The organism is Amycolatopsis sp. NPDC031561 (genome assembly GCF_055580625.1).
In genome coordinates this window covers 983,041-1,006,543 of record NZ_JBVILA010000001.1, presented here as the reverse complement: position 1 = coordinate 1,006,543, position 23,503 = coordinate 983,041, and the positions used below count along the sequence as shown (strand labels likewise).

General features: G+C 68.2%; 27 protein-coding genes. 14 read left to right on the top strand and 13 right to left on the bottom strand.

Annotated features, from left to right (window positions below):
- Positions 1-68 precede the first annotated feature (68 nt).
- The 4 genes from ACZ5IK_RS04885 to ACZ5IK_RS04870 are packed head-to-tail and all read right to left on the bottom strand — an operon-like array spanning position 69 to position 3,422.
- Positions 69-968 (bottom strand): ABC transporter substrate-binding protein, encoded by a 900-nt coding sequence (locus tag ACZ5IK_RS04885; protein ID WP_465486577.1) that lies wholly within the window; start codon positions 966-968, stop codon positions 69-71.
- Positions 965-1,654: an ABC transporter permease gene (locus ACZ5IK_RS04880; RefSeq protein ID WP_101610391.1), complete on the bottom strand. Its 690-nt coding sequence runs from the start codon at positions 1,652-1,654 to the stop codon at positions 965-967. Before ACZ5IK_RS04880 ends, ACZ5IK_RS04885 begins: the two co-directional genes overlap by 4 nt.
- Positions 1,651-2,334 (bottom strand): ABC transporter permease, encoded by a 684-nt coding sequence (locus tag ACZ5IK_RS04875; protein ID WP_465486576.1) that lies wholly within the window; start codon positions 2,332-2,334, stop codon positions 1,651-1,653. Before ACZ5IK_RS04875 ends, ACZ5IK_RS04880 begins: the two co-directional genes overlap by 4 nt.
- Positions 2,334-3,422 (bottom strand): ABC transporter ATP-binding protein, encoded by a 1,089-nt coding sequence (locus ACZ5IK_RS04870; RefSeq protein WP_465486575.1) that lies wholly within the window; start codon positions 3,420-3,422, stop codon positions 2,334-2,336. Before ACZ5IK_RS04870 ends, ACZ5IK_RS04875 begins: the two co-directional genes overlap by 1 nt.
- Positions 3,423-3,513: 91 nt before the next feature.
- Here ACZ5IK_RS04870 and ACZ5IK_RS04865 point away from each other — a divergent pair, with 91 nt between their 5' ends.
- Together ACZ5IK_RS04865 and ACZ5IK_RS04860 are read left to right on the top strand one after the other, a co-directional pair.
- A complete protein-coding gene (locus tag ACZ5IK_RS04865) occupies positions 3,514-4,917 on the top strand; it encodes a bis-aminopropyl spermidine synthase family protein (protein WP_465486574.1) in 1,404 nt (467 codons plus the stop codon).
- A gap of 51 nt (positions 4,918-4,968) precedes the next feature.
- Positions 4,969-5,709 carry a DUF4190 domain-containing protein gene (locus ACZ5IK_RS04860; protein WP_465486573.1) on the top strand — a complete coding sequence of 247 codons (741 nt, stop codon included), beginning with the start codon at positions 4,969-4,971 and terminating at the stop codon, positions 5,707-5,709.
- A gap of 96 nt (positions 5,710-5,805) precedes the next feature.
- On the opposite strand, the gene ACZ5IK_RS04855 is transcribed toward ACZ5IK_RS04860, so the two are convergent.
- A complete protein-coding gene (locus ACZ5IK_RS04855; protein ID WP_465486572.1) occupies positions 5,806-6,981 on the bottom strand; it encodes an NAD(P)-dependent malic enzyme in 1,176 nt (391 codons plus the stop codon).
- A gap of 377 nt (positions 6,982-7,358) precedes the next feature.
- Between ACZ5IK_RS04855 and ACZ5IK_RS04850 the strand changes: the two genes are divergently transcribed.
- Positions 7,359-7,964 carry a dTDP-4-dehydrorhamnose 3,5-epimerase family protein gene (locus tag ACZ5IK_RS04850; RefSeq protein WP_465486571.1) on the top strand — a complete coding sequence of 202 codons (606 nt, stop codon included), beginning with the start codon at positions 7,359-7,361 and terminating at the stop codon, positions 7,962-7,964.
- Between the two features lies 1 nt (position 7,965).
- Here ACZ5IK_RS04850 and ACZ5IK_RS04845 read toward each other — a convergent pair whose 3' ends face one another.
- Positions 7,966-9,573 carry a GMC oxidoreductase gene (locus ACZ5IK_RS04845; protein ID WP_465486570.1) on the bottom strand — a complete coding sequence of 536 codons (1,608 nt, stop codon included), beginning with the start codon at positions 9,571-9,573 and terminating at the stop codon, positions 7,966-7,968.
- Positions 9,574-9,741: 168 nt separating this feature from the next.
- Between ACZ5IK_RS04845 and ACZ5IK_RS04840 the strand changes: the two genes are divergently transcribed.
- Positions 9,742-10,419, top strand: a complete 678-nt coding sequence (locus tag ACZ5IK_RS04840) for a hypothetical protein (RefSeq protein WP_465486569.1) — start codon at positions 9,742-9,744, stop codon at positions 10,417-10,419.
- Positions 10,420-10,503: 84 nt separating this feature from the next.
- Here the strand turns inward: ACZ5IK_RS04840 and ACZ5IK_RS04835 are convergent, their stop codons facing one another.
- A complete protein-coding gene (locus tag ACZ5IK_RS04835) occupies positions 10,504-10,974 on the bottom strand; it encodes a hotdog fold domain-containing protein (RefSeq protein WP_101610400.1) in 471 nt (156 codons plus the stop codon).
- Positions 10,975-11,037: 63 nt separating this feature from the next.
- On the opposite strand from ACZ5IK_RS04835, the gene ACZ5IK_RS04830 reads away from it, so the two are divergent.
- Together ACZ5IK_RS04830 and ACZ5IK_RS04825 are read left to right on the top strand one after the other, a co-directional pair.
- Entirely contained in the window at positions 11,038-11,631 is a 594-nt protein-coding gene (locus ACZ5IK_RS04830) for an acid phosphatase (RefSeq protein WP_410600611.1), read from the top strand.
- Positions 11,631-12,113: a GNAT family N-acetyltransferase gene (locus ACZ5IK_RS04825; protein WP_465486568.1), complete on the top strand. Its 483-nt coding sequence runs from the start codon at positions 11,631-11,633 to the stop codon at positions 12,111-12,113. The genes ACZ5IK_RS04830 and ACZ5IK_RS04825 overlap by 1 nt, the downstream gene beginning before the upstream one ends.
- A 400-nt stretch (positions 12,114-12,513) precedes the next feature.
- Here the strand turns inward: ACZ5IK_RS04825 and ACZ5IK_RS04820 are convergent, their stop codons facing one another.
- Positions 12,514-13,017: a hypothetical protein gene (locus ACZ5IK_RS04820; protein ID WP_465486567.1), complete on the bottom strand. Its 504-nt coding sequence runs from the start codon at positions 13,015-13,017 to the stop codon at positions 12,514-12,516.
- Positions 13,018-13,260: 243 nt separating this feature from the next.
- Here ACZ5IK_RS04820 and ACZ5IK_RS04815 point away from each other — a divergent pair, with 243 nt between their 5' ends.
- On the top strand, positions 13,261-14,187 hold the full coding sequence (locus ACZ5IK_RS04815; protein ID WP_101610404.1) for a diacylglycerol/lipid kinase family protein: 927 nt from the start codon (positions 13,261-13,263) through the stop codon (positions 14,185-14,187).
- A 273-nt stretch (positions 14,188-14,460) separates the two neighbouring features.
- Positions 14,461-14,715, top strand: coding sequence for a WhiB family transcriptional regulator (locus tag ACZ5IK_RS04810; RefSeq protein ID WP_026466945.1), 255 nt, complete (start codon positions 14,461-14,463; stop codon positions 14,713-14,715).
- A gap of 303 nt (positions 14,716-15,018) precedes the next feature.
- Here the strand turns inward: ACZ5IK_RS04810 and ACZ5IK_RS04805 are convergent, their stop codons facing one another.
- Positions 15,019-16,542: a sensor histidine kinase gene (locus ACZ5IK_RS04805; protein WP_465486566.1), complete on the bottom strand. Its 1,524-nt coding sequence runs from the start codon at positions 16,540-16,542 to the stop codon at positions 15,019-15,021.
- A 106-nt stretch (positions 16,543-16,648) separates the two neighbouring features.
- On the opposite strand from ACZ5IK_RS04805, the gene ACZ5IK_RS04800 reads away from it, so the two are divergent.
- A complete protein-coding gene (locus ACZ5IK_RS04800; protein ID WP_369299112.1) occupies positions 16,649-16,723 on the top strand; it encodes a 50S ribosomal protein bL37 in 75 nt (24 codons plus the stop codon).
- Between the two features lie 68 nt (positions 16,724-16,791).
- On the opposite strand, the gene rsrA is transcribed toward ACZ5IK_RS04800, so the two are convergent.
- Positions 16,792-17,115 (bottom strand): mycothiol system anti-sigma-R factor, encoded by a 324-nt coding sequence (gene rsrA, locus ACZ5IK_RS04795; protein ID WP_101610408.1) that lies wholly within the window; start codon positions 17,113-17,115, stop codon positions 16,792-16,794.
- Positions 17,112-17,750 carry a sigma-70 family RNA polymerase sigma factor gene (locus ACZ5IK_RS04790; RefSeq protein WP_101613491.1) on the bottom strand — a complete coding sequence of 213 codons (639 nt, stop codon included), beginning with the start codon at positions 17,748-17,750 and terminating at the stop codon, positions 17,112-17,114. The genes rsrA and ACZ5IK_RS04790 overlap by 4 nt, the downstream gene beginning before the upstream one ends.
- Before the next feature lie 190 nt (positions 17,751-17,940).
- Between ACZ5IK_RS04790 and ybaK the strand changes: the two genes are divergently transcribed.
- Together ybaK and ACZ5IK_RS04780 are read left to right on the top strand one after the other, a co-directional pair.
- The gene (gene ybaK, locus ACZ5IK_RS04785) at positions 17,941-18,417 is read left to right on the top strand and encodes a Cys-tRNA(Pro) deacylase (RefSeq protein ID WP_465486565.1); all 477 of its coding nucleotides are present in this window, start codon (positions 17,941-17,943) and stop codon (positions 18,415-18,417) included.
- A 182-nt stretch (positions 18,418-18,599) separates the two neighbouring features.
- Positions 18,600-19,163 carry a hypothetical protein gene (locus ACZ5IK_RS04780; RefSeq protein WP_465486564.1) on the top strand — a complete coding sequence of 188 codons (564 nt, stop codon included), beginning with the start codon at positions 18,600-18,602 and terminating at the stop codon, positions 19,161-19,163.
- On the opposite strand, the gene ACZ5IK_RS04775 is transcribed toward ACZ5IK_RS04780, so the two are convergent.
- Both ACZ5IK_RS04775 and ACZ5IK_RS04770 read right to left on the bottom strand, forming a co-directional pair.
- The gene (locus ACZ5IK_RS04775) at positions 19,113-19,721 is read right to left on the bottom strand and encodes an alpha/beta hydrolase family protein (RefSeq protein ID WP_465486563.1); all 609 of its coding nucleotides are present in this window, start codon (positions 19,719-19,721) and stop codon (positions 19,113-19,115) included. The genes ACZ5IK_RS04780 and ACZ5IK_RS04775 overlap by 51 nt on opposite strands.
- Positions 19,718-20,476 (bottom strand): SOS response-associated peptidase, encoded by a 759-nt coding sequence (locus tag ACZ5IK_RS04770; protein ID WP_465486562.1) that lies wholly within the window; start codon positions 20,474-20,476, stop codon positions 19,718-19,720. The genes ACZ5IK_RS04775 and ACZ5IK_RS04770 overlap by 4 nt, the downstream gene beginning before the upstream one ends.
- 101 nt (positions 20,477-20,577) lie before the next feature.
- Here ACZ5IK_RS04770 and rsgA point away from each other — a divergent pair, with 101 nt between their 5' ends.
- From rsgA to ACZ5IK_RS04755, 3 genes are read left to right on the top strand one after another with little or no spacing between them, the layout of a single operon-like run.
- Positions 20,578-21,588, top strand: a complete 1,011-nt coding sequence (rsgA, locus tag ACZ5IK_RS04765) for a ribosome small subunit-dependent GTPase A (protein WP_465486561.1) — start codon at positions 20,578-20,580, stop codon at positions 21,586-21,588.
- A 60-nt stretch (positions 21,589-21,648) separates the two neighbouring features.
- Complete coding sequence (locus tag ACZ5IK_RS04760; RefSeq protein WP_465486560.1) at positions 21,649-22,542, top strand: SCO4651 family lipoprotein; 894 nt, start codon at positions 21,649-21,651, stop codon at positions 22,540-22,542.
- 2 nt (positions 22,543-22,544) lie between these two features.
- Entirely contained in the window at positions 22,545-23,417 is an 873-nt protein-coding gene (locus ACZ5IK_RS04755) for an SCO4651 family lipoprotein (protein ID WP_465486559.1), read from the top strand.
- Positions 23,418-23,503 lie beyond the last annotated feature (86 nt).

Here is a 23,503-nt window from a genome sequence, read left to right as displayed (position 1 = left end):
CGCGTTTCGTCCTCTAGTTGCGGTACATGCACGCGCAACTACCGCAACCAGAGGACGAATTGCGGCGGTCAGGAGGGCGCGAGGAGGTTGTTCCGGCGCAGGAATTCCTCGGCGACGTCGAGCGGGTTGCGCTTCTCCTCGCTGAACTGGACGTTCAATTCGGTCAGCTGATCGGTCGTGAGCGCCGCCGAAACCCGGTTCAGCGCTTCGACCTCCTTCGGTGACAACGTCCCCTTCGCGACGAGAGGGACGATGTTCTGCGCGGGGAACATGTTCTTGTCGTCCACCAGCGGAACGAACCCGTTCGCGGCGATCGTCGACGACGTGCTGAACAGGTCCGCGACCTGGATGTCACCGGATTTCAGCGCGGCGACCGTGACCGGGCCGCCGGTGTCGGTCGTGCGGATCTCGGCGAACTCGCAGCCGTAGAGTGCCTTGATCTTGTCCTTCCAGCGGCTGCTCCACTGACCGGGACCACCGAAGACGAGTTCCTTGCACCGCTTGCCGAGATCGGAGAAGGTCTTGATCCCGGAATCGGCGAGTTCCTTGCGCACCACCAGAAGGTCCTTGTCCTCGGCGGGCGCCTGGTCGAGCACCTCGAACCCGGACGGCACCTTCTGCTTCAACTGCGCGTAGACGTCCTGCGGGGTGGTCGCCTGCGTCTCCTTGTCGAAGTAGCGCAACAGGTTCCCGCTGTAGTCCGGCACCACCGAAAGCGACTTGTCCTGCAGTGCCTTGACGACGACCTCGCGGCTGCCGACCGGCGGGCGCACGGTCACGTTCTCCGCACCCGCGTTGCGCAGCGCGCCCGCGTAGATCTGGGCCAGCAGAAGACTTTCCCCGACGTCGGACGCGCCGATGATGATGTCACCGGTCGTACCGCCTTCCGCGCCGCCGGCGAGCGGGTTGCCACAACCCGCCGCCAGCAGGGCGATCCCGGCGAACAGCGCCGTCACCGTCCGCTTCATACTTTCGCCTTCTTCCCGCTCGCGGCCTGCGCCAGCCGGACTCCCTTGGGCACCAGCGCTCGCTGGACACCCGCGAGGACGAGATCCAGCAGCACGGCGAGCAAGGTCGTCAGGATCGCGCCCGCGACCACCTGGGGATAGTCCAAAATGGCCAGTCCATCGAGGAGGAACCGGCCGAGTCCGCCGAGCCCGACGTACGCCGCGACGGCGGCCGTCGCCACCAGTTGCAGCACCGAGTTCCGCACCCCGCCGAGCACCAGCGGCAGCGAGATGGGCACCTCGACCTTCCACAACCGTTGCCAGCCGGTCATTCCGATGCCCTGCGCCGCGTCGACGACGCCGTGATCGGTCGCCTGCAGGCCCGCGTAGGTCCCGGCGAGGATCGGCGGGATGGCGAGCACCACGAGCCCGATGATCGTCGAGATCTCGCTTTCGGTGAAGAGCAGGAACAGGAAGGTCACCAGCCCCAGCGTCGGCAGTGCGCGGATCGCGTTGCCGCCGCTCACCAGCAGCACCGCGCCGCGGCCGGTGTGCCCGACGTAGAGCCCGAGCGGGATCGCGATGATCAGCGCGAAGACCAGTGCCAGCAAGGTGTAGCCGAGATGCTGCAACAGCCGGTTGAGAATGCCCTCCGCGCCCTGCCAGTGGGCAGGGTCGCCGAACCAGTTCAGAACGTCGCCGATCATTTCGCCCCCGCCGTGGTCGCCACCCGGTCCCAGGGTGTGAGGAGATCGCGGAGCTGGACCAGCACCAGATCGACGATCAGCGCGAGCAGCAGTGTCGCGACGATCCCGACGACGATCGGCGAGAAGTACTCGCGCTGGAAGCCGTCGGTGAACAGCACGCCGAGCCCGCCGGTGCCGATCAGCGCGCCGACGCTGACCAGGCTGATGTTGCTGACCGAGGCCACCCGGACGCCCGCCGCGAGCACCGGCACCGAAAGCGGCAGTTCCACGCTGAGGAACCGGCGCGCGGGTTTGTAGCCGATCGCCGTGGCCGCGGCGACGACATGCGGCGGGACGGCGTCGAGCGCGTCCAGCACCGGGCGCACCAGCAGGGCGGCGGTGTAGACGGTGAGCGCGACGATGACGTTGACGCTGTCGAGGATCTTCGAGCCGATGATGCCCGGGATCACCACGAACAACGCGAGCGACGGGATCGTGTACAGCAGGTTCGACACGACCAGCAGCACGGAACGCGCGGCGGCGAACCGATGGCCGAGCCAGCCCGCCAGCACCGAGATCACCAGCCCCAGCACCAACGGGACCAGCGACAGGTAGACGTGGTCGAGCAGGTCGCCGAAGAACTGCGAGCGGTTGTTGGCGCTCGCGAGGTAGCGGCCGAGTTCCGCGAAGAAGTCCCCCATCAGGAACCCAGTGGCAGCGCTTCGATCACGTCGAGGACTTGCTTGGCTCTGACCACGCCGAGGACCTTGTTTTCGGCGTCGACCACGACACCGAGGCTCGCGGGCGACGAAAGCGCCGCGTCGAGCGCGCCGCGGATCGGCGAACCCTGGACGTACAGCGAACCGCCCGCGACGAGATCGGTCTCGGCGAGCTCTCCGTCCACAGTGGACCCGGGGCGCAGCCAGCCGCGCGGCTGCCCGTCGGCGTTGACCGCGACCAGCCACTCGTCGGACGGCCCGGAGACCGGCTTGCCGACCTCGACCCGCTTGACGTCTTCGACGACGATGCCCTCCGCGGAAAGGAAGGAAAGCCCGCGATAGCCACGGTCCTTGCCCACGAACGACGCGACGAAGTCGTCGACGGGATGCCGCAGCACGTCCGACGGCGTGCCGTACTGCGCGAGCACACCACCGACCCGGAGCACGGCGATCTTGTCGCCGAGCCGCACGGCCTCGTCGATGTCGTGGGTGACGAACACGATCGTCTTGCCCAGCTGCGACTGCAAGCGCAGCAGCTCGTCCTGCAGTTCCTCGCGGACGATCGGGTCGACGGCGGAGAACGGCTCGTCCATCAGCAGCACCGGCGAATCCGCCGCGAGCGCCCTGGCGACGCCGACCCGCTGCTGCTGGCCGCCGGAAAGCTGGGCGGGGTACCGCTTGCCGAGTTCCGCGGGCAGGCCGACGGTTTCGAGCAGCTCGGCCGCCCGCTTGCGCGCCTTGCCCTTGTCCCAGCCGGTCAGCAGCGGCACGGTGGCGACGTTGTCCAGGACTGTCCTGTGTGGAAAGAGGCCGGCGTGCTGGATGACGTAGCCGATGCCGCGGCGCAGCAGCGCGGGGTCGCCGTCGCTGACGTCCTTGCCGTCCAGCAGCACGGCGCCGGAGGTCGGCTCGACCATGCGGTTGATCATCCGGAGCGACGTGGTCTTGCCGCAACCGGACGGCCCGACGAAGACGGTGATGGTGCCGTCCTCCACGGTGAGGTTCAGGTCGTCGACGGCGACCGTCCCGTCCGGATACCGCTTGGTCACGCCACGGAACTCGATAGTCACGTGTCTCTCCCCATGTCTGGTCGAAAAACCGTAGCCCAGATCGGCCCTGTTGGCACGGTGTCCCAGGAGCCGGTTCACTAGGCTGCAGGCCGTGAGTCCTTCCGTCGATGACGTCCTCGCGGCGCACGGTGTCCACGTGCGACCGCTCCATCAGGTGATTTCCCTGCTCCGGACGGATTGGCGTGACCTCGGCGAGCTGATCCGGGTCAGCACCGCGCCGCGCCGGAGTGTCGAAGACGTCCTGAACGCGCTCGGCGACGACCTCGAGCGGAACGAGTCCCGCCTCCGGCTGGCCCCCGCCGCCCGCGAGAAGTACGCGCGCTTCGGGGCACAGGACCGGAAAACCGATCCCGACCTGCTGAAGACCATCACCAGCTACGTCGAGAACGTCCCGGCGCCGCTGGCCGCGCTCGACCACGTGCAGGCGACTCCGGAGACCGTGCTGAACCGCGCGCTGTGGCTGGACGAACGGTACGACCTCGACACCGCGAAGCTGCTGTTCCTCGGCGACCACGACCTCACTTCACTGGCCGTCCGCGCGCTGCGGCCCGACGCGGACCTCACCGTCGTCGATCTCGACGATCGTGTGCTCGCCTACATCGACGAGCTCAGCGAGCGGTCCATCCGCACCCTGCACACGGATCTGCGCGTCGGCCTGCCACCGTCGGTGACCGGGCGGATGGATCTCGTGTTCAGTGATCCGCCTTACACCCCCGAAGGGATGGGTCTGTTCGCGGCGCGTGGGGTCCAGGCGCTCAGCGAACCCTCGGACGGGCGGTTGCTGCTCGCTTACGGCTACAGCCCCCGCCACCCCGCCCTGGGCGCACAGGTGCAGCGGGCGCTCGCGACGCTCGGGCTGACCTTCGAAGCGATCCTTCCGGGCTTCAACCGGTACTTCGGCGCGCAGGCGATCGGGAGCGCGGCGGACCTCTACGTCTGCCAGCCGACCGCGAAGTCGAAGAAGAACCGCGGCGGCAAGGGGAAGGCCGCGATCTACACGCACGGACCGCAGTCGGTGGAGTCCGCGGGCGCGGCCAAGCCGTCGCTGCTGGACAAGCTGCACGAAATCGCCACCGAGGGCGGGCTGGCGCTGGAGTCGCGGCCGGTCGACTGGTCCGTTTCCGGACCGGAAGGCGACGCGGTCGCGATGGACCTCTCGGCCGACCCCGGCCCGTGGCTGCTGCGGACCCTGCTGGGCACCAACGCGCGGCGGCTGGCGCTGCTGGTCCCGAACTCGCATCCCGACCTGACGAACGCGGAGGCGCAGGGCGCGCTCAACCGGCTGGTCGGGGCGAAGTACAAGCTGCGGCTGCTGCGGAGCACCCCGGACAACCGGCACGCCATCGTCGTCGCGGACGCCGTCGAGCACCAGGAAGACCTGCTGACCCGGGCGCACGCGCGGCTGGCGAACGTGTCACTGGACCTGCCGCCGGAGCTGACGGACGCGCGGCTGATCGACCTGCCGCGGCACCGCCTAGCGGAACTGCTCGCCTGACGCCTCCGGCTGTCATCGGAACTTCATGGAGCCGTACCTAGGTTCGGCTCCATGAACGAACCGCGCGGCCTGCCGCTGACAGGGGTCGTGCCCGCTCCGCCGTACGGGTCCCCCTACCCTCCGCCGCGACCCACGACCAGCGGCCTGGCGATAGCCGCGCTCGTGCTGGGCCTGACCGGTTGCCTGCCGCTGACGTTGCTGCCCGCGATCATCCTGGGCATCGTCGCGGTCGCCCAGACCGGTCCGGGGAAGCGGCCGGGCCGTGGTCTGGCGATCGGTGGCCTCGCGGCCGCCGGGGTCTGGACCGTCGGCTGGGTCGCCCTGCTCGGGAACACCATGGCGGACCCGGACCGCTACACCGCGAACCCACCGAGCGCGGGCTGCGCGACCCCTGCACACGGTTACGCCACCGTGTGCACCTTGAAGCCGGGCGAATGCTTCGAGCAGCCCAAGGTCAACGGCACCTACACCAGTGTCGAACTCACCTCGTGCGGTGGCGCGCACAGCACCGAGGCGATCGGGGCCTTCATCGCGCCGGACGGTCCGTGGCCCGGTAACGAGAAACTGAAAGCGGAGGCCTTGACCCGGTGCGAGCGGATCATGGCCAAGAACGTGGACCGTCCCCGGCTGGACTCGGCCGGAGTCGACGCCTACCTGAGCTACGCGGGACCCGATCGCGTCGGCTGGGAGCACGGTGTGCGCACCGTGCACTGCACGATCTACTCGCCCGGCTCACAGCTGACCGGTTCCGTACTCGCCTCCGGCGCCGATCTGGCCCTGCCGACCAGCTGAGACGCGCAACCCCCGGACGCAATGAACGGGACTTTCATTGCAAATTTTGCAATGAAAGTCCCGTTCATTACACGCTTGGGTCCGTGAAAGGGACCGTCACACCACGCCGTCGGCCTCGGCGGCCTTCGCGACCGCGGCGGCCACCTCGGGCGCGACGCGCGGGTCCAGCGGGCTCGGGACGATGCGGTCCGGGCCGAGGTCGTCCTGCGCGACGGAGAAGATCGCGTCGGCCGCGGCCAGCTTCATGTTCTCCGTGATCGCCCGCGCGCCGGAGTCCAGCGCGCCGCGGAAGACGCCGGGGAACGCCAGCACGTTGTTGATCTGGTTCGGGAAGTCGCTGCGCCCGGTCGCCACGATCTTGGCGTACCGCGACGCCACCGCCGGGTGGACCTCCGGGTCCGGGTTCGACAGCGCGAACACGATCGCGTCTTCGGACATGCCTGCCAGCAGGGTCTCGTCGATGGTCGCCCCGGACAGGCCCAGGAAGACGTCGGCGCCCTTCAGCGCCTCACCGAGGCCGCCGCGCAGGCCGCTCGTGTTCGTCGTTTCGGCCAGCTTCTGCTTGATCGGGTTCAGGCCCTCACGGCCTTCGTGGATGATGCCGCGCGAGTCGAGCACGGTGACGTCCGCGACGCCGGCGTTCCGCAGGATCCTGGCGCAGGCCACACCCGCCGCACCCGCTCCCGAGACGACCACGCGCTGGCCGGAGATGTCCTTGCCGAGGACCTGGTTCGCCCCGCGCAGCGCGGCCAGCGTGACGATCGCCGTGCCGTGCTGGTCGTCGTGCATGACCGGGCAGTCGAGGGCCTCCTTGAGGCGGTCCTCCAGTTCGAAGCAGCGCGGCGCCGAGATGTCCTCCAGGTTCACCGCGCCGAACGACGGGCGCAGCCGGACCAGGGTCTCGATGATCTCGTCGACGTCGGTGGTGTCGAGCACCAGCGGGATGGAGTCGAGGCCGCCGAAGGTCTTGAACAGGACCGACTTGCCCTCCATGACCGGCAGCGACGCGCTCGCGCCGATGTCACCGAGGCCGAGCACCGCCGTACCGTCGCTGACCACCACGACCAGCCTGTCCGCCCACGTGTACCGCTTCGCCTTGGCCGCGTCCTCGGCGATGGCCAGGCTCACCTTCGCCACCCCGGGCGTGTACGCGACCGAAAGGTCACGGGGCGAGGAGATCGGGCGCGTCGCGGCCACGGAGAGCTTGCCGCCCTCGTGTCCCTCGAAGATCTCGGTGTCGGTCACTGGCGTGGTCATCGTGGTTCCCGTCATTGCTTCCGCCGTGTCTAAGGACGGCGAAGTCTCGATTCGAGCGAAGGTCATCGGGTTTCTCCTGGGACTGCGAGCGGGGGAACTGGCCGGTGAGCAGGCCGAACAGGGCATGGCCCAGCCACCTGGGGTAACTCGTCCTCCGACACGGCAGCCCAGCGCGGTAGCGCCGGCCTGTCGGCGAAGCGTCCATTCGGCCATCGGTGCCGTGGGTGTGGCGACGGCCGCGGACGCAGCGGTCAGATCATTGTGACAGGCATACGGACCAGTGTGCCCCTCTGGTGCGGTTGATGTCACAAAGAGGCCCGGCTTTCCGCAGCTCAGGAGAGGTTTCCCAAGACGTCCGTCCGGCTTGGGAATGGCTCGTTAACATTGAGGCCATGCAAGCCAGGCGCCTCAGCATCCCCGACTGTTTCGAATTCACCCCTCGCGTATTCCCCGATCACCGCGGTCTGTTCGTGGCGCCGTTCCAGGAGGAGGCGTTCGCCGAAGCGGTCGGACATCGGCTTCGCCTGGCACAGACCAACACCAGCGTTTCCCGGCGCGGCGCCGTCCGCGGCCTGCACTTCGCGGACACCCCGCCCGGGCAGGCGAAATACGTGTACTGCCCGAGCGGTTCGCTGCTGGACGTCATCGTCGACCTCCGCGTCGGCTCGCCCACCTTCGGCGAATGGACGTCCGTGCTGCTCGACAGCGCCGAGTACAAAGCGGTTTACATCGCCGAAGGCCTCGGTCACGCTTTCATGGCGCTCGAAGACAAAACGGTGATGGCCTACCTCTGTTCCGAGCCGTACAACCCGGCCGGCGAGCACGGTGTCAACCCGATGGACGCCGATCTCGCGCTGCCGTGGCCGCGGGACGTCGAGGCGGTGGTGTCCGAAAAGGACACCTCGGCGCCCTATCTGAAGGAAGCCCTGGAGCAGGGTTTGCTGCCGAAGTACGACGAATGCGTCGCGTACTACGAAAAGCTGCGGGCCGAGGGCTGAGTCAGCGCGACAGGTCCTCCCGCAGCACCCGATCCACGTTCCGCTCCGCCAGCGCGGTGATCGTCACGAAGGGGTTCACCCCGGTGCTGCCCGGGATCAGCGATCCGTCGGTCACGTAGAGGTTCCGATAGCCCTTCACCCGGCCGTACAGGTCGGTGGCCTTGCCCAGCACCAGCCCGCCCAGCGGGTGATAGGTGAACCGGTTCTCGAACGACCGCGTGTCCCCGAACAGGTCGCTCCGGTAGACCGTGCGGTTCGCCCGGTTGATCTTGTCGAACAACGACTTCGCCGCGTCGATCGACGGCTGCCCCTGCGCGGCGCTCCACCGCAGTCGCGCGGAGTCGCTGGCGGCGTCGTAGGTGAAGTGGCCGCGTTCGGGGTTCTTCGTGATCGCCAGGTACAGGCTCAGCCACGTCTCGATCCCGGCGGGGACCGGCGCGACTTCGGCGAAGACCGGGTTCACCGGGTCGTCCCACGCGTCGATGCCGAGCGCGGGCATCCCCGACTGCAGCGAGCCGCCGAGATCCCACGCGTGGTTGGCGCGGCCCAGCATCACGTTGCCGTTGGTGCCCCAGCCGCGGCCGACCTCGTCGTTCAGTTCGGGCAGTGTCCCGGTTTCCCTTGCCCGCACGAGCAATTCCGTCGAACCGAGGCTGCCGGCGCCGAGGAACAGGTACTTGGCGCCGAGTTGTTTCCTCGCCACGACCGCGCCGTCCTCGGACGTTTCGTGCACGGTGAGGACGTACGTGCCGTCGGTCTGCTGGGTGATCCCGCGGACCTGGTGCAGCGTCTTGATGGTCACCTTCCCGGTGCCCAGCGCGGCCGCGAGATAGGTCTTGTCGAGGGAACGCTTGCCGTGGTTGTTGCCGTAGATGACTTCCGAGGCGAGCGCCGACCGCGGCACCGTGCCCGCTTCTTCCCGCTTCAGGTACTCGAAGTCGTAGACGCTGGGCACGAACACCGTCTTGAGCCCCGCCCGCGCCGCCGCCTTCCGGGAAACCCTCGCGTACTTGTAAGAACGGCAGGTTTCGAACCAGCCCGGGTCGATGTGGTTCACCCCGAGCGCCTGGTTGGCCCGGGGGAAGTAGGTCCCGTACATCTCGTCCGCGTCGACGGCGGGCAGGATCTCCTCGAAGTACGACCGCTTCGGCGTCACGGCCATCGCGCCGTTGACCAGCGAACCGCCGCCGACGCCTCGTCCGACGTACACGGACATGTCACCGTGGTTCACCCTGTCGAGGACACCGGGGTACCGCTTGATGTCCCGGTTGGCCAGGTCCAGCCAGAGGAACGACGCGAGCGGCGCCTGCGTGCGGTCCTTGAACCACATGGCCCGCCTGTCCGGCTTGAGCATGTCGCAGAAGACGTTGCCGTCGGGACCGGGTTCGTTCCACAGTTTGCCCATCTCGAGCATGACGGTGGGAATCCCGGCTTCGCCGAGGCGGAGGGCGGTGACCGCAGCGCCGTAACCGGTGCCGACGACCACGGCCGGCGAGAAGCCCGGGGCCGCTTCTTCGGCCCGCGCGGTGGAAATCGTGGTGAGCCCGAGAGCGGCGGCGGAGTTGAGTGCGGTGAACCCGAGGAACTTGCGGCGCGACAGTGGGGACATGGGCCGATGATCACCCGCTGCTCGCGGCGCCTTCAAGACCGAATCCGAATTGGATTCGCGTCAGCTGGGTAAACACCGTTAAGTTTCACTCGAACGTGGTGATTTCCGGGATCCCCTGGGGGTCTTCCCCGATGTGACCCAGACCGCGACGGACCACTCTTTCGAGTCATGAGACGCCTTTTCGCCGCGGCCGCGGCCGCACTCTCCGCCGCCGCCCTCGTCGTCCTGCCCGGCCACGCCTCCGCGGCGTCGTCCCCCTTGCCCGAGTTCGACTTCTCCGCCTGCCCCGCCCCGCCCGCCAACGCCGACCCCGGCACCTGGCGCTGCGAAGCCTTTGTCTCCCAAGGAGTCCTGACCATCGGTGATCGCGAGATCCCGCTCGGGGAGATGCGGCTGACGTTCTCCGAAGGCAAGGTGGACGGGAAGTTCGCGCAGGCGTTCGGCGAACTGCGTCATGCTCCCGCACGGATCGACGGCACTTTCGGGGCGAGCATGCAGCTGAAGTACGGCGGCTACTCGGACTTCCTCTCGAACGACGAACGCCGCGGCGAACTGGACCTGTACGCGGCCCTGCGGCATCCGTTGCTGCCCAAGGGATGCACGATCGGCACGCTCGACGCGCCGCTCCACTCGGTGGTCAAGGACGATCCGGCGGTGCCCTTCGAAGTGATCTCGAAGAACCCGCAGACGGTGAAGTTCGGCGTCGTCGACACCCAGCTCGCCCTGCCGCGCACGACCGGCTGCGGACGCTTGACGCAAGTAGCCGACCACTTGCTCGGCCTGCCGTCACCGAGCGGGTCGAACACCTTCAAGCAGGTGACCTACGTCCAGTTCAAGCCCCTCTGACTTCCCGCAATTAGTCCTCTAGTTGCGGTAGTTGCACGCGCAAGAACCGCAACCAGAGGACGAAACGCGGAACGAGGTGGGCACTTACTTCTTCTTGGTCACCCAGATGGTGATGGTCGCGGTCACGACGGGCTTGCCGTTCGTGTCCGTGATCGTCACCGGCACGGGGAGCTCGAATCCCTCGTCGCCGAATTCCGGCAGCTCGGGGAGTTCGGCGACGGCCCGCAGGCCGGTCTCGGCCTTCGCCACGTAGGAGACCGTCATCCCCTTGGGCAGCCAGCGATGCGTCGTCGGGACGGTCGCCTCGGCGAGCATGCCCATGGCGATCTCGGCGAGGTTGCACGCCGCGATCGCATGAAAGGTCTTGATGTGGTTGTAAACACCCCACCACTTCGGGGACGTCACCTCACATCGGCCGGGCCGCAGTTCGCGCACCGACGGGAGCACCGTCCGGAAGTACGGCACACGCAGGCACATCGCCGCCGAGAACAGCTGTTTGCCGACCGGCTTCCCGGCCAGCCGGTTCCACATCGCGTAGGTCGGATTCTGCGCCATCACGGTCTCCTCATCATGTTACTCACCAGTAGCATAACCGGACCGCAGGCTATATTCGCAACCGTGGCTAATCGGCTCTTCCTTCTCCGGCACGGTCAGACCGAGTGGTCCGTCAACGGACGGCACACCGGGCGCACCGACATCCCGCTCACGGCCGCGGGCGAAGGGCAGGCCCGCGCGGCGGGCGGCACCCTGCGCGCGGTGCTCGGCGGCAGCCCCGCCCTCGTCCTTTCCAGTCCCCGCACCCGCGCGCTGCGGACGGCCGAGCTGGCAGGCCTGCGCGTCGACGAGGTCACCGAAGAGCTGTCCGAATGGGATTACGGCGACTACGAGGGCATCACCACCCCGGTGATCCGCGAAACCGTTCCCGGTTGGACGGTCTGGTCGCATCCGATCCCGGGCGGCGAAAGCGCGGAAGACGTCAACGCCCGCGCGGACAAGCTGATCGACCGTGTCCGCGAGCCGCTCGGCAAGGGTGACGTGATTTTGGTCGGCCACGGGCACTTCAGCCGTGTCCTGGTCGCGCGCTGGGTCGGGCTGCCCTCGACGGCGGGCGTCCACTTCGGACTCGACCCGGCGGGCGTCGCGGTGCTCGGTGACGAACGCGGCGAGCCCCAGATCGAACACCTCAACCTGCTCCCCACGACGGAGGACTAGTGGCCGACGACCGCATCCGGCGGATCCGCGAAGAAGACATCGACGCCGTGGTCCGGCTGGTCTACGACCTCGCCGAGTTCGAACGCGCCCCGGACGAGTGCCACCTCACGCCCGAGCAGCTGCGCGTCGCGCTGTTCGGCGACGCTCCGGGCCTGTTCGGGCACGTCGCCGAGGTCGACGGCGAGATCGTCGGCTACGCGCTGTGGTTCCTGAACTTCTCCACGTGGCGCGGCGTGCACGGTATCTACCTCGAGGACCTCTACGTCCGCCCCGAGCAGCGCGGCTCCGGCCTCGGCAAGGCGCTGCTGGCCACGCTCGCGGCGGTCTGTGTCGAGCGCGGGTACGCCCGCCTCGAATGGTCGGTGCTGAACTGGAACCCGGCTCAGGGGTTCTACAAGTCACTCGGCGCGGTGCCGATGGACGAGTGGACCGTGGACCGGCTCACCGACGAACCCTTGAAGGCCCTCGCCGCCGGGATCTGACAGCCAGGCGCAGCGGGGTCGGGTTGGTCGTGAGTGGCGTTTCGGGTTCTGGCGGACCCATATTTGCCTACCCACGGGATCCTGATGTGGGTGAGTGGGGAAGATTTGGGACGTTGACCGTCTCAAATCTTCCCCACTCGGCTGCCGTCCGCGGGGTTGTGGGGTGGCATGAGCTTGATCAACGGAGGATCGGGGCATTGAACGTCCCGAATCCTCCACGCTCGAACCCTGCCGCGGCGAGATTCCGGTGTCATCGAGCCCCGAGACCGGAGCGACCCCCTCGACTCCCGCACCTCACCTTCGCCCTGGTCACACGTAGGTAGGCAAATACCGGTCCGCACTCACCCGAAACGCCACTCGCGACCAACCCGACCCCCGCCATCTTCGACTTACCCCTCGATCAGGAGTCCCGCTCCTCGCGTTCGCGACGCGCCGCACGTCCCGCGGCGCCGTCGCGTTCGGCGGCTTCTTCCTCGGTCTCGCCCTCCCGCAGCCCGAGCGCCCACGCCCGCGACGGGCGGCGGAACAGCAGCACGATGACGGCGACGCCGATCAGGCCCAGCGGCACGCCCCACAGCGGCTGCCCGGACGGCCCCGCGCCGTACCAGCCGACGCCGACCAGGATCAGCGCGACGACCACCCCGGGCGACCTCGCCCAGGTCTTCCCCAGCACCAGTCCGGCCGCGCAGGCCAGCGTTCCGGCGGCGAGGACGAGGTAATAGGCGACCTCGGCCAGCAGGTTCTCCGGTCCGGCCTGGCCGTTGACCAGGAGCAGGACCGCGAACACGATCAGGGCGAGCCCCGGCAGCGCGGTGACGACGCCGGCGAGGCGGACTTCACGGGGCGCGGGCGAGAGCTTGTCGGCGATGGACACGGCGAAACAGCCTTCCAGGCTTTCGGACACGGCGCTCCACCAGGGCGGGTCACCGTACGTGAGCACTTTCGATCGTATGCCACCCGGTCGGCCGTTTTCGTCCGGCCGCCGACCGGAAAAAATGAAGGCGTCGTCGATGAGCGGGCGGTCGGCCCGGGTGCACTTGTCACGACGAGCAGAGGCCTGCTCCGGGTGTTTCGTGATGCCCGGAGCACTGAGCTTCGCGTCACCTGACGCTCCCCTCTTCGGGCGGACGTCACCTACCCTGCGGAAGTGCGTGCCATCCTCGTCGTGAATCCCCAGGCCACCTCGACCACCGCCGGTGGCCGTGACGTGCTGGCGCACGCACTGGCCAGCCAGGTCAAACTCGACGTGGTGGAAACCGACTACCGCGGCCACGCGATGGCCGTGGCGCGGTCCGCCGCCCGTGACGGGATCGACCTGGTCGTCGCCCACGGAGGCGACGGCACGGTCAATGAAGTGGTCAATGGTCTGCTCGCGGATTCCGACGGCGCTCCGGGCGACATCGGCGACGTCCCCATGCTCGGGGTCGTGCCGGGCGGCTCGGCGAACGTCTTCGCCCGCGCGCTGGGGATCGCGCACGATCCGGTGGAAGCGACGCACCAGCTCCTCAACGCCATCGAGAACGACAGAAGCCGCAAAGTCGGACTGGGACTAGCGGACGGCCACTGGTTCACCTTCAACGCCGGAATGGGCTGGGACGCCGACGTCGTCGGCCGTGTGGCCAAGCGACGGGGCAAACAGACCACGGCGGGGCTCTACCTGAGGGCCGCGGTGGCGTCCCATCTGCGGCCTCCGCTCGGCCGTCCGGCCCTCACGGTCCGGATCCCGGGTGAAGAACCCACCGAAGTGCTGACCGCTTTCGTGTCGAACACCGATCCATGGAGTTACCTGGGTGACCGTCCCGTCCACCTGAACCCGGGCAGCTCATTCGACACCGGATTGGGCCTTTTCGCGTTGAGCGGTCTGCGATTGCCCACCGTGTTCAAGCATGTACGGCAGGCATTGCTCACGAAGAGCGACCAACGCGGACGACGTCTCCTTCGTCACGATGACCTGCCGATGATCCGCATCGACGCTGCTGAACCGGTAAACTTCCAGGTGGACGGCGACCTCGTCGGCCAGCGGAAGCGAGTGGAGTTCTTCAGCGTTCCGGGTGCACTGACAGTAACCGTCTGAGCACCGGACCACTGATCGCCTGCGGCAAAGTGCAACCTGCCGCTCATCGACGCAGAACCTCCGCTCACCGCATCGGCCTTCCCTTCGGAGGGCTGTTTCGGAACGAAACCGCAGGTCAGAAGCGTCGCTCGGCCGGGTGAGCTGACTCACCGATCTTCAGAAAACCCTTGTCGAAACGGGTGCTTCGTGAAAGCATTCACAAGCACCCAAAAAAACGACCGCCATGACGACTATGGCGCGGAGTACCGCGCCGTTATGAAGGAGCTCAGAAACATGGACTGGCGCCATGACGCGGCCTGCCGAGACGAGGACCCCGAGCTGTTCTTCCCGGTGGGAACCAGCGGTCCTGCTCTGTCGCAGGTAACTCAGGCGAAATCCGTGTGCCACCGCTGCACCGTCGCTTCCGACTGCCTGGCCTGGGCTTTGGCCAGCGGGCAGGACGCAGGCGTCTGGGGCGGGATGAGCGAGGACGAGCGACGGGCCCTGAAGCGCCGTCGTACGCACATCGGCACGCGTACCTCCGCCTGAGTTTCAAGACTCAGCACGCTTCATCGAAGTAACCAAAACCGAGTAGCACCCCAAGCTTCGGGAATCCCGCGGCGCAGTGGCTGTATGGCCCTGCGTTGCGAGGTGACACCTACCCGACTTGAGCTTAACAAGCGAGGCCAACACGCCCCCACGGGGGTCCGGCTTCACCGGACTTTCTCCAAGTCCTCCCGCGGAACCGTTACAGGGCCGGCGCCATCTTTCTCTTCGGGCGCCGGCCCTAAAACGTGTCCGGGTGAGACAGTCCACAAAGGACGATCAAAAAGGACTGTCCACTACGGCCACTCAGAGCCGGCGGGAAAGCGGGATCCGCAAAGCCGCTTCGGTGCCCGCCCGGCGACCGCCGGGTTCCTCGGCCTCTCCGCGAAGTCCGCGAAGGGACAGCGATCCGCGCAGTTCCGATTCCACCAGCGTCCGCACGATCTGCAGGCCGAGGCCGTCGCTGCGTTCCAGTGAAAAACCCGACGGCAATCCGCGCCCGTTGTCGCGGATGACGACGTCGAGCCAGCGGGCGGACCGCTCCACCTCGAGTTCGACCTTGCCCGGCCGTCCGCCGGGGAACGCGTGCTCGATGGCGTTCTGGACCAGTTCGGCCAGCACCATCACCAACGGCGTCGCGATCTCGGCGACGACGACGCCGAACGAACCCGTGCGCGAAAGCCCGACCTGGGACTCGGCCGTCGCGACCTCGCCGACCATCGGGAGCACGTTGTCGAGCAGCTTGTCGAGATCGACCCGCTCGTCCACCGAGATGGACAGCGCCTCGTGCACCATCGCGATCGACGAGACCCGGCGCACGGACTCGCCGAGCGCGAGCCGCGCCTCCTCGCTGGAGGTCCGGCGCGACTGGAGCCGCAGCAGCGCGGCCACGGTCTGCAGGTTGTTCTTCACCCGGTGGTGGATCTCGCGGATGGTCGCGTCCTTCGAAAGGAGGGCGCGGTCACGGCGCTTCACCTCGGTGACGTCGCGCACCAGCACGAGCGCGCCGGCGGGCTGCCCCGCCGGGCGCAGCGGCAGCGCACGGAACAGCACGACGGCTCCGCGGCGGGAGTCCGCCTCGGTCCGGCTGCTGGGCTTGCCGTCGAGCGCCTCGATGATCCGGTGCGACACCTCGGTCGCGTCGAACGGGTCACGGATGAGCGACCTGGTCAGCGGCGCGAGACGCTGGCCGACGAGGTCGGATTCGTGCCCCATCCGGTGGTAGGCCGACAACCCGTTCGGGCTGGCGAAGACCACGGTGCCGGTCGGGTCGAGGCGGATCAGGCCGTCGCCGACGCGGGGGCTGGTATGCGTGTCCGTCTGGTTCCCCGGGCTGGGGAAGGTGCCGTCGACGATCATCTGGCACAGGTCGCCCGCGCTGCCGAGATAGGCGATCTCGAGCGGGCTCGGCACCCGCGAGGCCGCCAGGTTGGTCTCGCGGCTGAGGACGGCGATCACCGTGCCGCCGATCACCACCGGGATGGCCTCGCGGCGCATCGGCAGGTCGCGGTACCAGTGCGGATCCTCTTCGCGGCAGATCCGCACCTCGCGGCTCGCCTTGGCGAGCTGCGGATGCTCGTCCACGGTGAACCGGGAGCCGACGACGTCCTCGGGATGGGCCGTCGGCGCGGTCGTCGGGCGCGCGTGCGCGACGCAGACGTAGTCGCCGCCGTCGGGCTGGAGCTCCTCCGAGACGGCGACCCAGAGCAGGAAGTCGGCGAAGGACAGGTCGGCCAGCAGCTGCCATTCGGCGACCACGGTCTGGAGATGGTCCGCGGCTTCACCGGACATGCCGGTGTTCTCCGCGAGCAGATCGGAAAGGGTGGACACGTCCCCATCCAAGCAGGGTGAGGGCCGCATGACACACTGAACAGGTTGACCCTGGCCCAGCGGTGTCGTACCACCCCGCGAGGGCCACTCGGACGAGGAGTGAAACATGTCGAAGCGCGCCCGCAAGCGTCGCGACCGTAAGAAGAACGGCGCGAACCACGGCAAGAAGCCCAACTCCTGATCATCGATCAGACAGCGAAGGCCCCCGCACCGATCCGGTACGGGGGCCTTCGTGTGTCTTGAGCCGGGTTATTCGAAGGTCTGCTCGATCCGGACCTCGGTGCGCTCGATGGTGATCGCGCCCTTGGTCTGCACGGTCTGGCGGATCGAGGCCCGCAGCCGGGACTTCAGGTCGTCCGGCGCGTGGTCACCCCCGCACTTGCGGGCGAGCAGCTGCTTGATGTGCTCGTCGATGCCGTATTCCTCGAGGCACGGCGGGCAGTCCTCGATGTGCTTGCGCAGTGCCTCGTCGCGCTCGGCGCTGCACTCCTTGTCCAGCAGCAGGTAGATGTCGGCGAGGGCTTCCTCGCACTTGACCTTGTCGTCCGCGCCGGAGCAGTAGTCGTCGTTCATCGCCCCGCCACCTCCTGCCGGTTGCCCGCGCGGATGAAGCCCCGTTCGCGGGCGACGTCGGCGAGCAGGTCACGGAGCTGGGCGCGGCCGCGGTGCAACCGGGACATCACGGTGCCGATGGGCGTGTCCATGATCTCGGCGATCTCCTTGTACGCGAAGCCTTCGACATCGGCGAGGTAGACCGCGAGGCGGAACTCCTCCGGAAGCTTCTGCAGTGCTTCCTTGACGTCGGCGTCGGGCAGGTTGTCCATCGCTTCGACCTCGGCCGAGCGCAGCCCACTGGAGGTGTGACTCTCCGCCTTGGCGATCTGCCAGTCGGTGATCTCCTCGGTGGGCTGCTGCACCGGCTGGCGCTGACGCTTGCGATAGCCGTTGATGTAGGTGTTCGTGAGGATGCGGTACATCCACGCCTTGAGGTTCGTACCCGCCTTGAAGGACGCGAAGGCCGCGTACGCCTTCAAGTACGTCTCCTGGACGAGGTCCTCGGCATCGGCGGGATTCCGGGTCATCCGCATGGCGGCCGAGTACAGCTGGTCGAGCAGGGGCATCGCGTCCCGCTCGAAGCGCTCGGCCCGCGCGGCCGCCTCTTCGGCGTCCGTGCCCGTGTCCGGCGCGGGATTCTGCGTGCTCGGCAAACCGTTCCCTTCTCGATCGGCGTCGATGCGCTTGTGCGCATGAGACGACGTCGAGTTTACGCGCGGACGGATCACCTGGCCGCCCGGCGTGCGCGGGATCAGGATTCGGGGAGCTTCCAGTGTGGTGGGCACGTGCGTTCCAACAGTGTTGCCCGGTCGGGCATTCCCGGCGCCCTCGTAGACTCCGGCCATGGCAGGCAAGGGAACCCCGGCGACGGCGCTGCTGGCGAAGCGGAAAGTGCCGCATGTCCTGCACGCCTACGACCACGATCCGAGGGCCGAGTCGTACGGCCTCGAGGCCGTCGAGGCACTGGGGCTCGACCCCGCGCGTGTGTTCAAGACACTGGTCGCCGACGTCGACGGGAAGCTGACCGTCGGCGTGGTCCCGGTCACCGGCCAGCTGGATTTGAAGGCCCTCGCCGCCGCCTCGGGCGGGAAGAAGGCGAAGATGGCCGACCCCGCGGCCGCTCAGCGCGCGACGGGGTACGTGCTCGGCGGGATCTCGCCGCTCGGGCACCGGAGCCGGCTCCCGGTGGTGATCGACGCGTCGGCGGAGAAGTTCGAGACCGTGCACTGCTCGGCGGGGCGTCGCGGCCTGGAGGTCGAGCTCGCTCCGGGCGATCTGGTGCGCCTCACCGGGGCCACCGTCGCCCCCATCGCCGGTTGAAGTCCCGCGTTTCGTCCTCTAGTTGCGGTAGTTGCGTGTGCAAGTACCGCAACTAGAGGACGAAACGCGGGGTGGGGATTCACCCTCGCGGGGGAAGTGCCTCGGTCCCTGGCGGGAAGATCACGGGCCCCGCCTGCGGAATCGTCGTGGCAAGCGAACGACGACCCCTGGGGAGCGACACCATGACCAAGACCGTGCCCGACGTGCCGAGGTGGGCGAACCTCGCCGCCCACGCCACGCTGCTGGCGACCCTGCCGTCCGGGCTGTGGCGGATCGCGATGGGTCTCGGTGTGCCGGTCGGGTTCACCGCGCAAGGGCTGACGGAATTCGGCATCCCCGGCTGGGGCACGGCCTACGTCTTCGGGCTGAGCCTCCTCGCCGAGGCGCTCGCGTTCCTCACCCTCGGGCTCGTCCGGCCGTGGGGTGAGGTGTGGCCGCGCTGGATACCGGGACTGCGGGGCAGGCGGATCCCGCCGCTCGCCGCGATCGTCCCGGCCGCCGCGGGCGCGATCGCCCTGACCCTGCTGAGCCTCCAGGCGCTGTCCGGCTGGAACGAGGCCGGGTCGTCGATGGCGCCGGGCAGCTGGGAGGACTCGCCGGTCTACGGCGTCGTCATGGCCGTCTGTTACGCGCCGCTGCTGCTCTGGGGTCCACTGCTGGCCGCGGTCACCGTGCACTACGCCCGGCGACGGTTCTCAGGCGAGCGGCCGCAGCACACGCTCGAGCCACTCGGAAGCCGCGCGTGACACGCCGTCGAGGTCGGCGCTGAGGTTGTGGTCACCCTTGAGCACCACGATCTCGTGATGCGGGCCCGCCTTGGGCAAGCCGAACGGGTCCCGCTCGCCCTGGACGACCAGGGTCGGGACCTCGACGGCGTCCAATTCACCCTGCCGGGTCTTCTCCGGCTTCCCCGGCGGGTGTTCGGGGAAGGCCAGGCAGAGCACCGCCACCGCCTGCCCGACGGCGGCGGTCCGGCAGGCGACACGCGCCCCGGAGGACCGGCCGCCGAACACGATCGGGAGATCGTCGAAACGCTCGGAGATCTCGTCGGCCACGGTGAGCCAGGCGGTGTCGAGTTGCGTGGCGGGAGCGGGTGCCCGGCGGCCCGCCACCCGGTACGGCTGCTCGACGAGCGCGACGTGGACACCGGCCGCCTGCGCCGCGCGTGTGACCGCGACCAGGTCCTTCGCACCGATCCCGCCGCCGGCGCCGTGGCCGAGCATCAGTACTGCGACACCTTCCTCGGCGCAGTGCAACTCGGCCCGCGCGGGGCCGTAGGCGGTGTCGATCTCCAGTGTCGTCATGAGCTCGGCAGGTCGAAGAGCGCGCTGTCGGCGGCGGGTTCGACCCGGTCCAGCAGCTCCGGGCCGTTGTTGCGGACGTTGTTGACCAGGCTGGACACCGGCCGCAGCTCGATCGTGTCGACCAGCTCCGCCGAGGGCGGGACGAGCAAATCGGTGACGTCGGGCAGGTCGGGGTCGAGCCAGGTGTCCCACTTCTCGCGCGGCATCAGCAGCGGCATGCGGTGGTGGATGTCGGCGAGCCTGCCGACCGAGTCCGTGGTGATCACGGAGAAGGTGATCAGCGGGTCGGCGTCCCGGTCGTCCTTCGGCCGCCAGGTCTCCCAGATCCCGGCGAACGCCAGCGATCCGTCACCGGGGCCGGTCATGAAGAAGGGCTGCTTCTCCTTGCCGTCGCGCCGCCACTCGTACCAGCCGTCGGCGGGGACGAGGCAGCGCCGCGCGGAGACCGCCTTCTTGAAGGACGGCTTCTCCTTGGCCGTCTCGGCACGCGTGTTGATCATCTTCGAGCCCACTCCGGGGTCCTTCGCCCAGAACGGGACCAGGCCCCAGCGCATCATCCGCAGCGACCGGACGGGCGGCTCGTCTTCGAGCACCGCGCCGTCGGCGTCACGCGGATGCCGCTGCACCACCGTCGGGACGTCCTTGGTCGGCGCCACGTTGTGATCGGTCCGGACCCGGCCCTCGGTCAGGTCCACCGCGGCGAATTCGTCGATCAGCGCCGCGGGGTCCTTGGTGGCGGCATAACGCCCGCACATGCGAAAACCTCCCTAATCGACAGTCATCGTTACACGCCGGGCAGACGTTGGCGAGCAGCATGGGATCATTGTTCCGAGGTGTTCGAAGAGCAGGAGGCGGTTTGGCTGGCAAGGACTGGCGCAAGCTGGACGAATCCGATGTGCGGATCCGTCCCGGCAAGGGCACCAGACCGCGCAGCAAACGTCGTCCCGAGCACGCCGACGCCTCCACCGCGATGGTCATCGGGAAGGACCGCGGGCGCTGGACCTGCGCGATCGACTCGGATCCGGAACGCGTCGTCACCGCGATGCGCGCCAGGGAGATGGGCCGGGTCTCGGTGGTCGTCGGCGACACCGTCGGCATCGTCGGCGACGTGAGCGGCAAGGCCGACACCCTCGCCCGGATCATCCGGGTGGATGAACGCTCCAGCGTGCTCCGCCGGACCGCGGACGACACCGATCCGTTCGAACGGGTGGTCGTCGCCAACGCCGAGCAACTGCTGATCGTGACCGCGCTGGCCGATCCCCAGCCGCGCACGGGCTTCATCGACCGATGTCTCGTGGCCTGCTACGCGGGCGGCCTCAAGCCGGTCCTCTGCCTGACGAAGGCCGACCTCGCGAGCCCGGACGAGCTCCTCGCCGGTTACGCGGGCCTCGACATCCCCGCCGTGGTCACGCGGCACGACGAGTTCCCGGACGAACTGGTCGGACGGCTCAAGGACCGGGTCACCGCGCTGGTCGGGCATTCGGGGGTCGGGAAGTCCACCCTGGTCAACCGGCTGGTGCCGGACGCCGGGCTGGCGACCGGCGTGGTCAGCGCGGTCGGCAAGGGCAGGCACACATCCGTCGCGGCCGTCGCGCTCTCGCTGCCCGGCGGCGGCTGGGTGGTCGACACCCCGGGCATCCGCTCGTTCGGTCTCGCGCACGTGACCGCCGACGACATCGTGCTCGCGTTCGAGGAGTTCGCCGCGGCGGCCGAGGAGTGCCCCTCCGGCTGCGGTCACCTCGGACCGCCCTCGGATCCGGACTGCGCACTCGACGAGGTCGTCACCGAGGGTCACGCGAGCATGGACCGTTTGGAGTCTTTGCGCCGCCTTTTGGGCTCCCGAGCTGGACATGACGACGAACGGTAACTAATTTCGCCCGCGCGCGATAACCCGTTCGGATTAGATCAACTTTTCTGAGGGGTCCACTTGAAGCGCGTAACCATGCTCGCCGCCATCACCACGGCCGCCGTCCTGGCGCTGTCCGCTTGCGGTGGCGAGAAGCAGTCCGGCGCGGCTGCTCCCGTTCCTTCCGAAGCGAAGAGCTCGCTTTCGTCGCCGCTCGGCGACCCGATCCAGCTCGCGGCGCTGACCCGCGAGAGCACCAAGAAGGCGAAGTCGTCGAAGATGACGATGGAGGCCGTCGCGGGCGCACAGAAGAACACGGCGTCCGGGCAGGGCGTGTACGACGGCGAGAACAGCAAGCTCTCGATGATCATGGACGCCGACGGCAAGAAGCTCGACATGCTGTTCGTCGACAACGCGCTGTTCTTCAAGCTCGACGCGGAAGACAAGGCCGAGCTGAAGACCGACAAGGCGTACGCGAAGATCGCGGCCGACGGCCAGGACCCGATCTCGCAGCTGCTCGGCAAGATGATGTCGAAGGCCGCCAAGGACAGCGACCCGTCCCGCATCCTCGAGCAGATCTCGAAAGCGGGCAAGATCACGAAGTCGGACCAGGTCGAGCTGAACGGCGAGCAGACCAACCACTACGTCGTCGAGATCGAGGCCGAGAAGGCCCTCGCCCTCATCATGGGCAACATCGGCATCCCGCTGCCCGCCGAGACCCTGAACCAGCTCAAGGCGAAGCTCGAGGGCAAGAACGTCACCATCCTCACCGAGCTGTGGCTCAACGCCGACCAGCTGCCGGTGCAGGTCATCTCGGACCAGACCGCGTTCGTGAAGGCCATGGGCGCCCCCGGTGACGGTGTCGCCAAGACCACGGTCAAGTACACCGACTGGGGTGTCCCGGTGAACATCACCGCACCGCCCGCCGACCAGGTCGGCGAGATGGCGGAGCTCGCGAAGAAGGCCGGCCGGTAAACATGCACCCGACTTTCAAACTCGTCGCGGCGGCCGCGGCCCTGACTCTCGTGGTCACGGGCTGCGGTACCCGCCCCAGCGCGCCGGCCGAGAACAAGGGTGGCGAGCTCGCGCTGGCCACCCCGTTCACCGACGCGCTCGGCCTCGTCGAGGCCGCGAAGCAGGGGACGCGGAAGACCAAGTCCTCCAAGACGACCATCGACGCCTCGTCCGGGGATTCCAAGGTCACGGGCACTCTGCTCGCGTACTACGACGGTCCCGCCTCGAAGATCGAGGCGAACATGACCGTCGAGGGTGAAACCGGCATCCTGCGCCTGGTCGGCCAAACACTGTTCATCAATCTCCCCCCGTCCGAGAAGGCCAAGGCCAAGACGGACAAGAACTGGGGGAAGATCGACCTCAACAGCCAGGATCCCCAGGCGAAGGCCATGGGCAGGGCCATCCAGAGGTCGTTCGAAATGGGCGACCCGGCGAAGCAGCTGGAGCTGGTCGAAAAGACCGGCCGCATCATCAGGTCCGAGCAGACCCAGCTGGACGGCGTCCCGGTGAACCACTACTTCGTCGAGTTCGACGCCAAGAAGCAGCTCGCCCTGTTCCTCGGCGACGACGTCCCCGCGGACAAGCGCGCGGAGATCGAGAAGCGGTTCGAAGGCAAGGACCTGCGGATCCCGGCCGAGATTTGGCTCAACGCCGAACAGCTACCGCTGAAGATGGTCACGGACATGACGTCGTTCATGAAGTCGGCGGGAGGGTCACAGACCGGCGAGACCAAGTCGACGTACACCTACAGCGACTGGGGAACGCCGGTGGACATCGTTCCGCCTCCGGCCGCCGAGGTCGGCGACTACTTGGAAATGATGAAGCAGGGAATCTAGTACCCCCTTGCGCGTGAAGGCCCCCTTCCCTCGGCTCAACCGCGGGAAGGGGGCCTTCCCCCGCTCCCCCACAACCACAAGGCGGA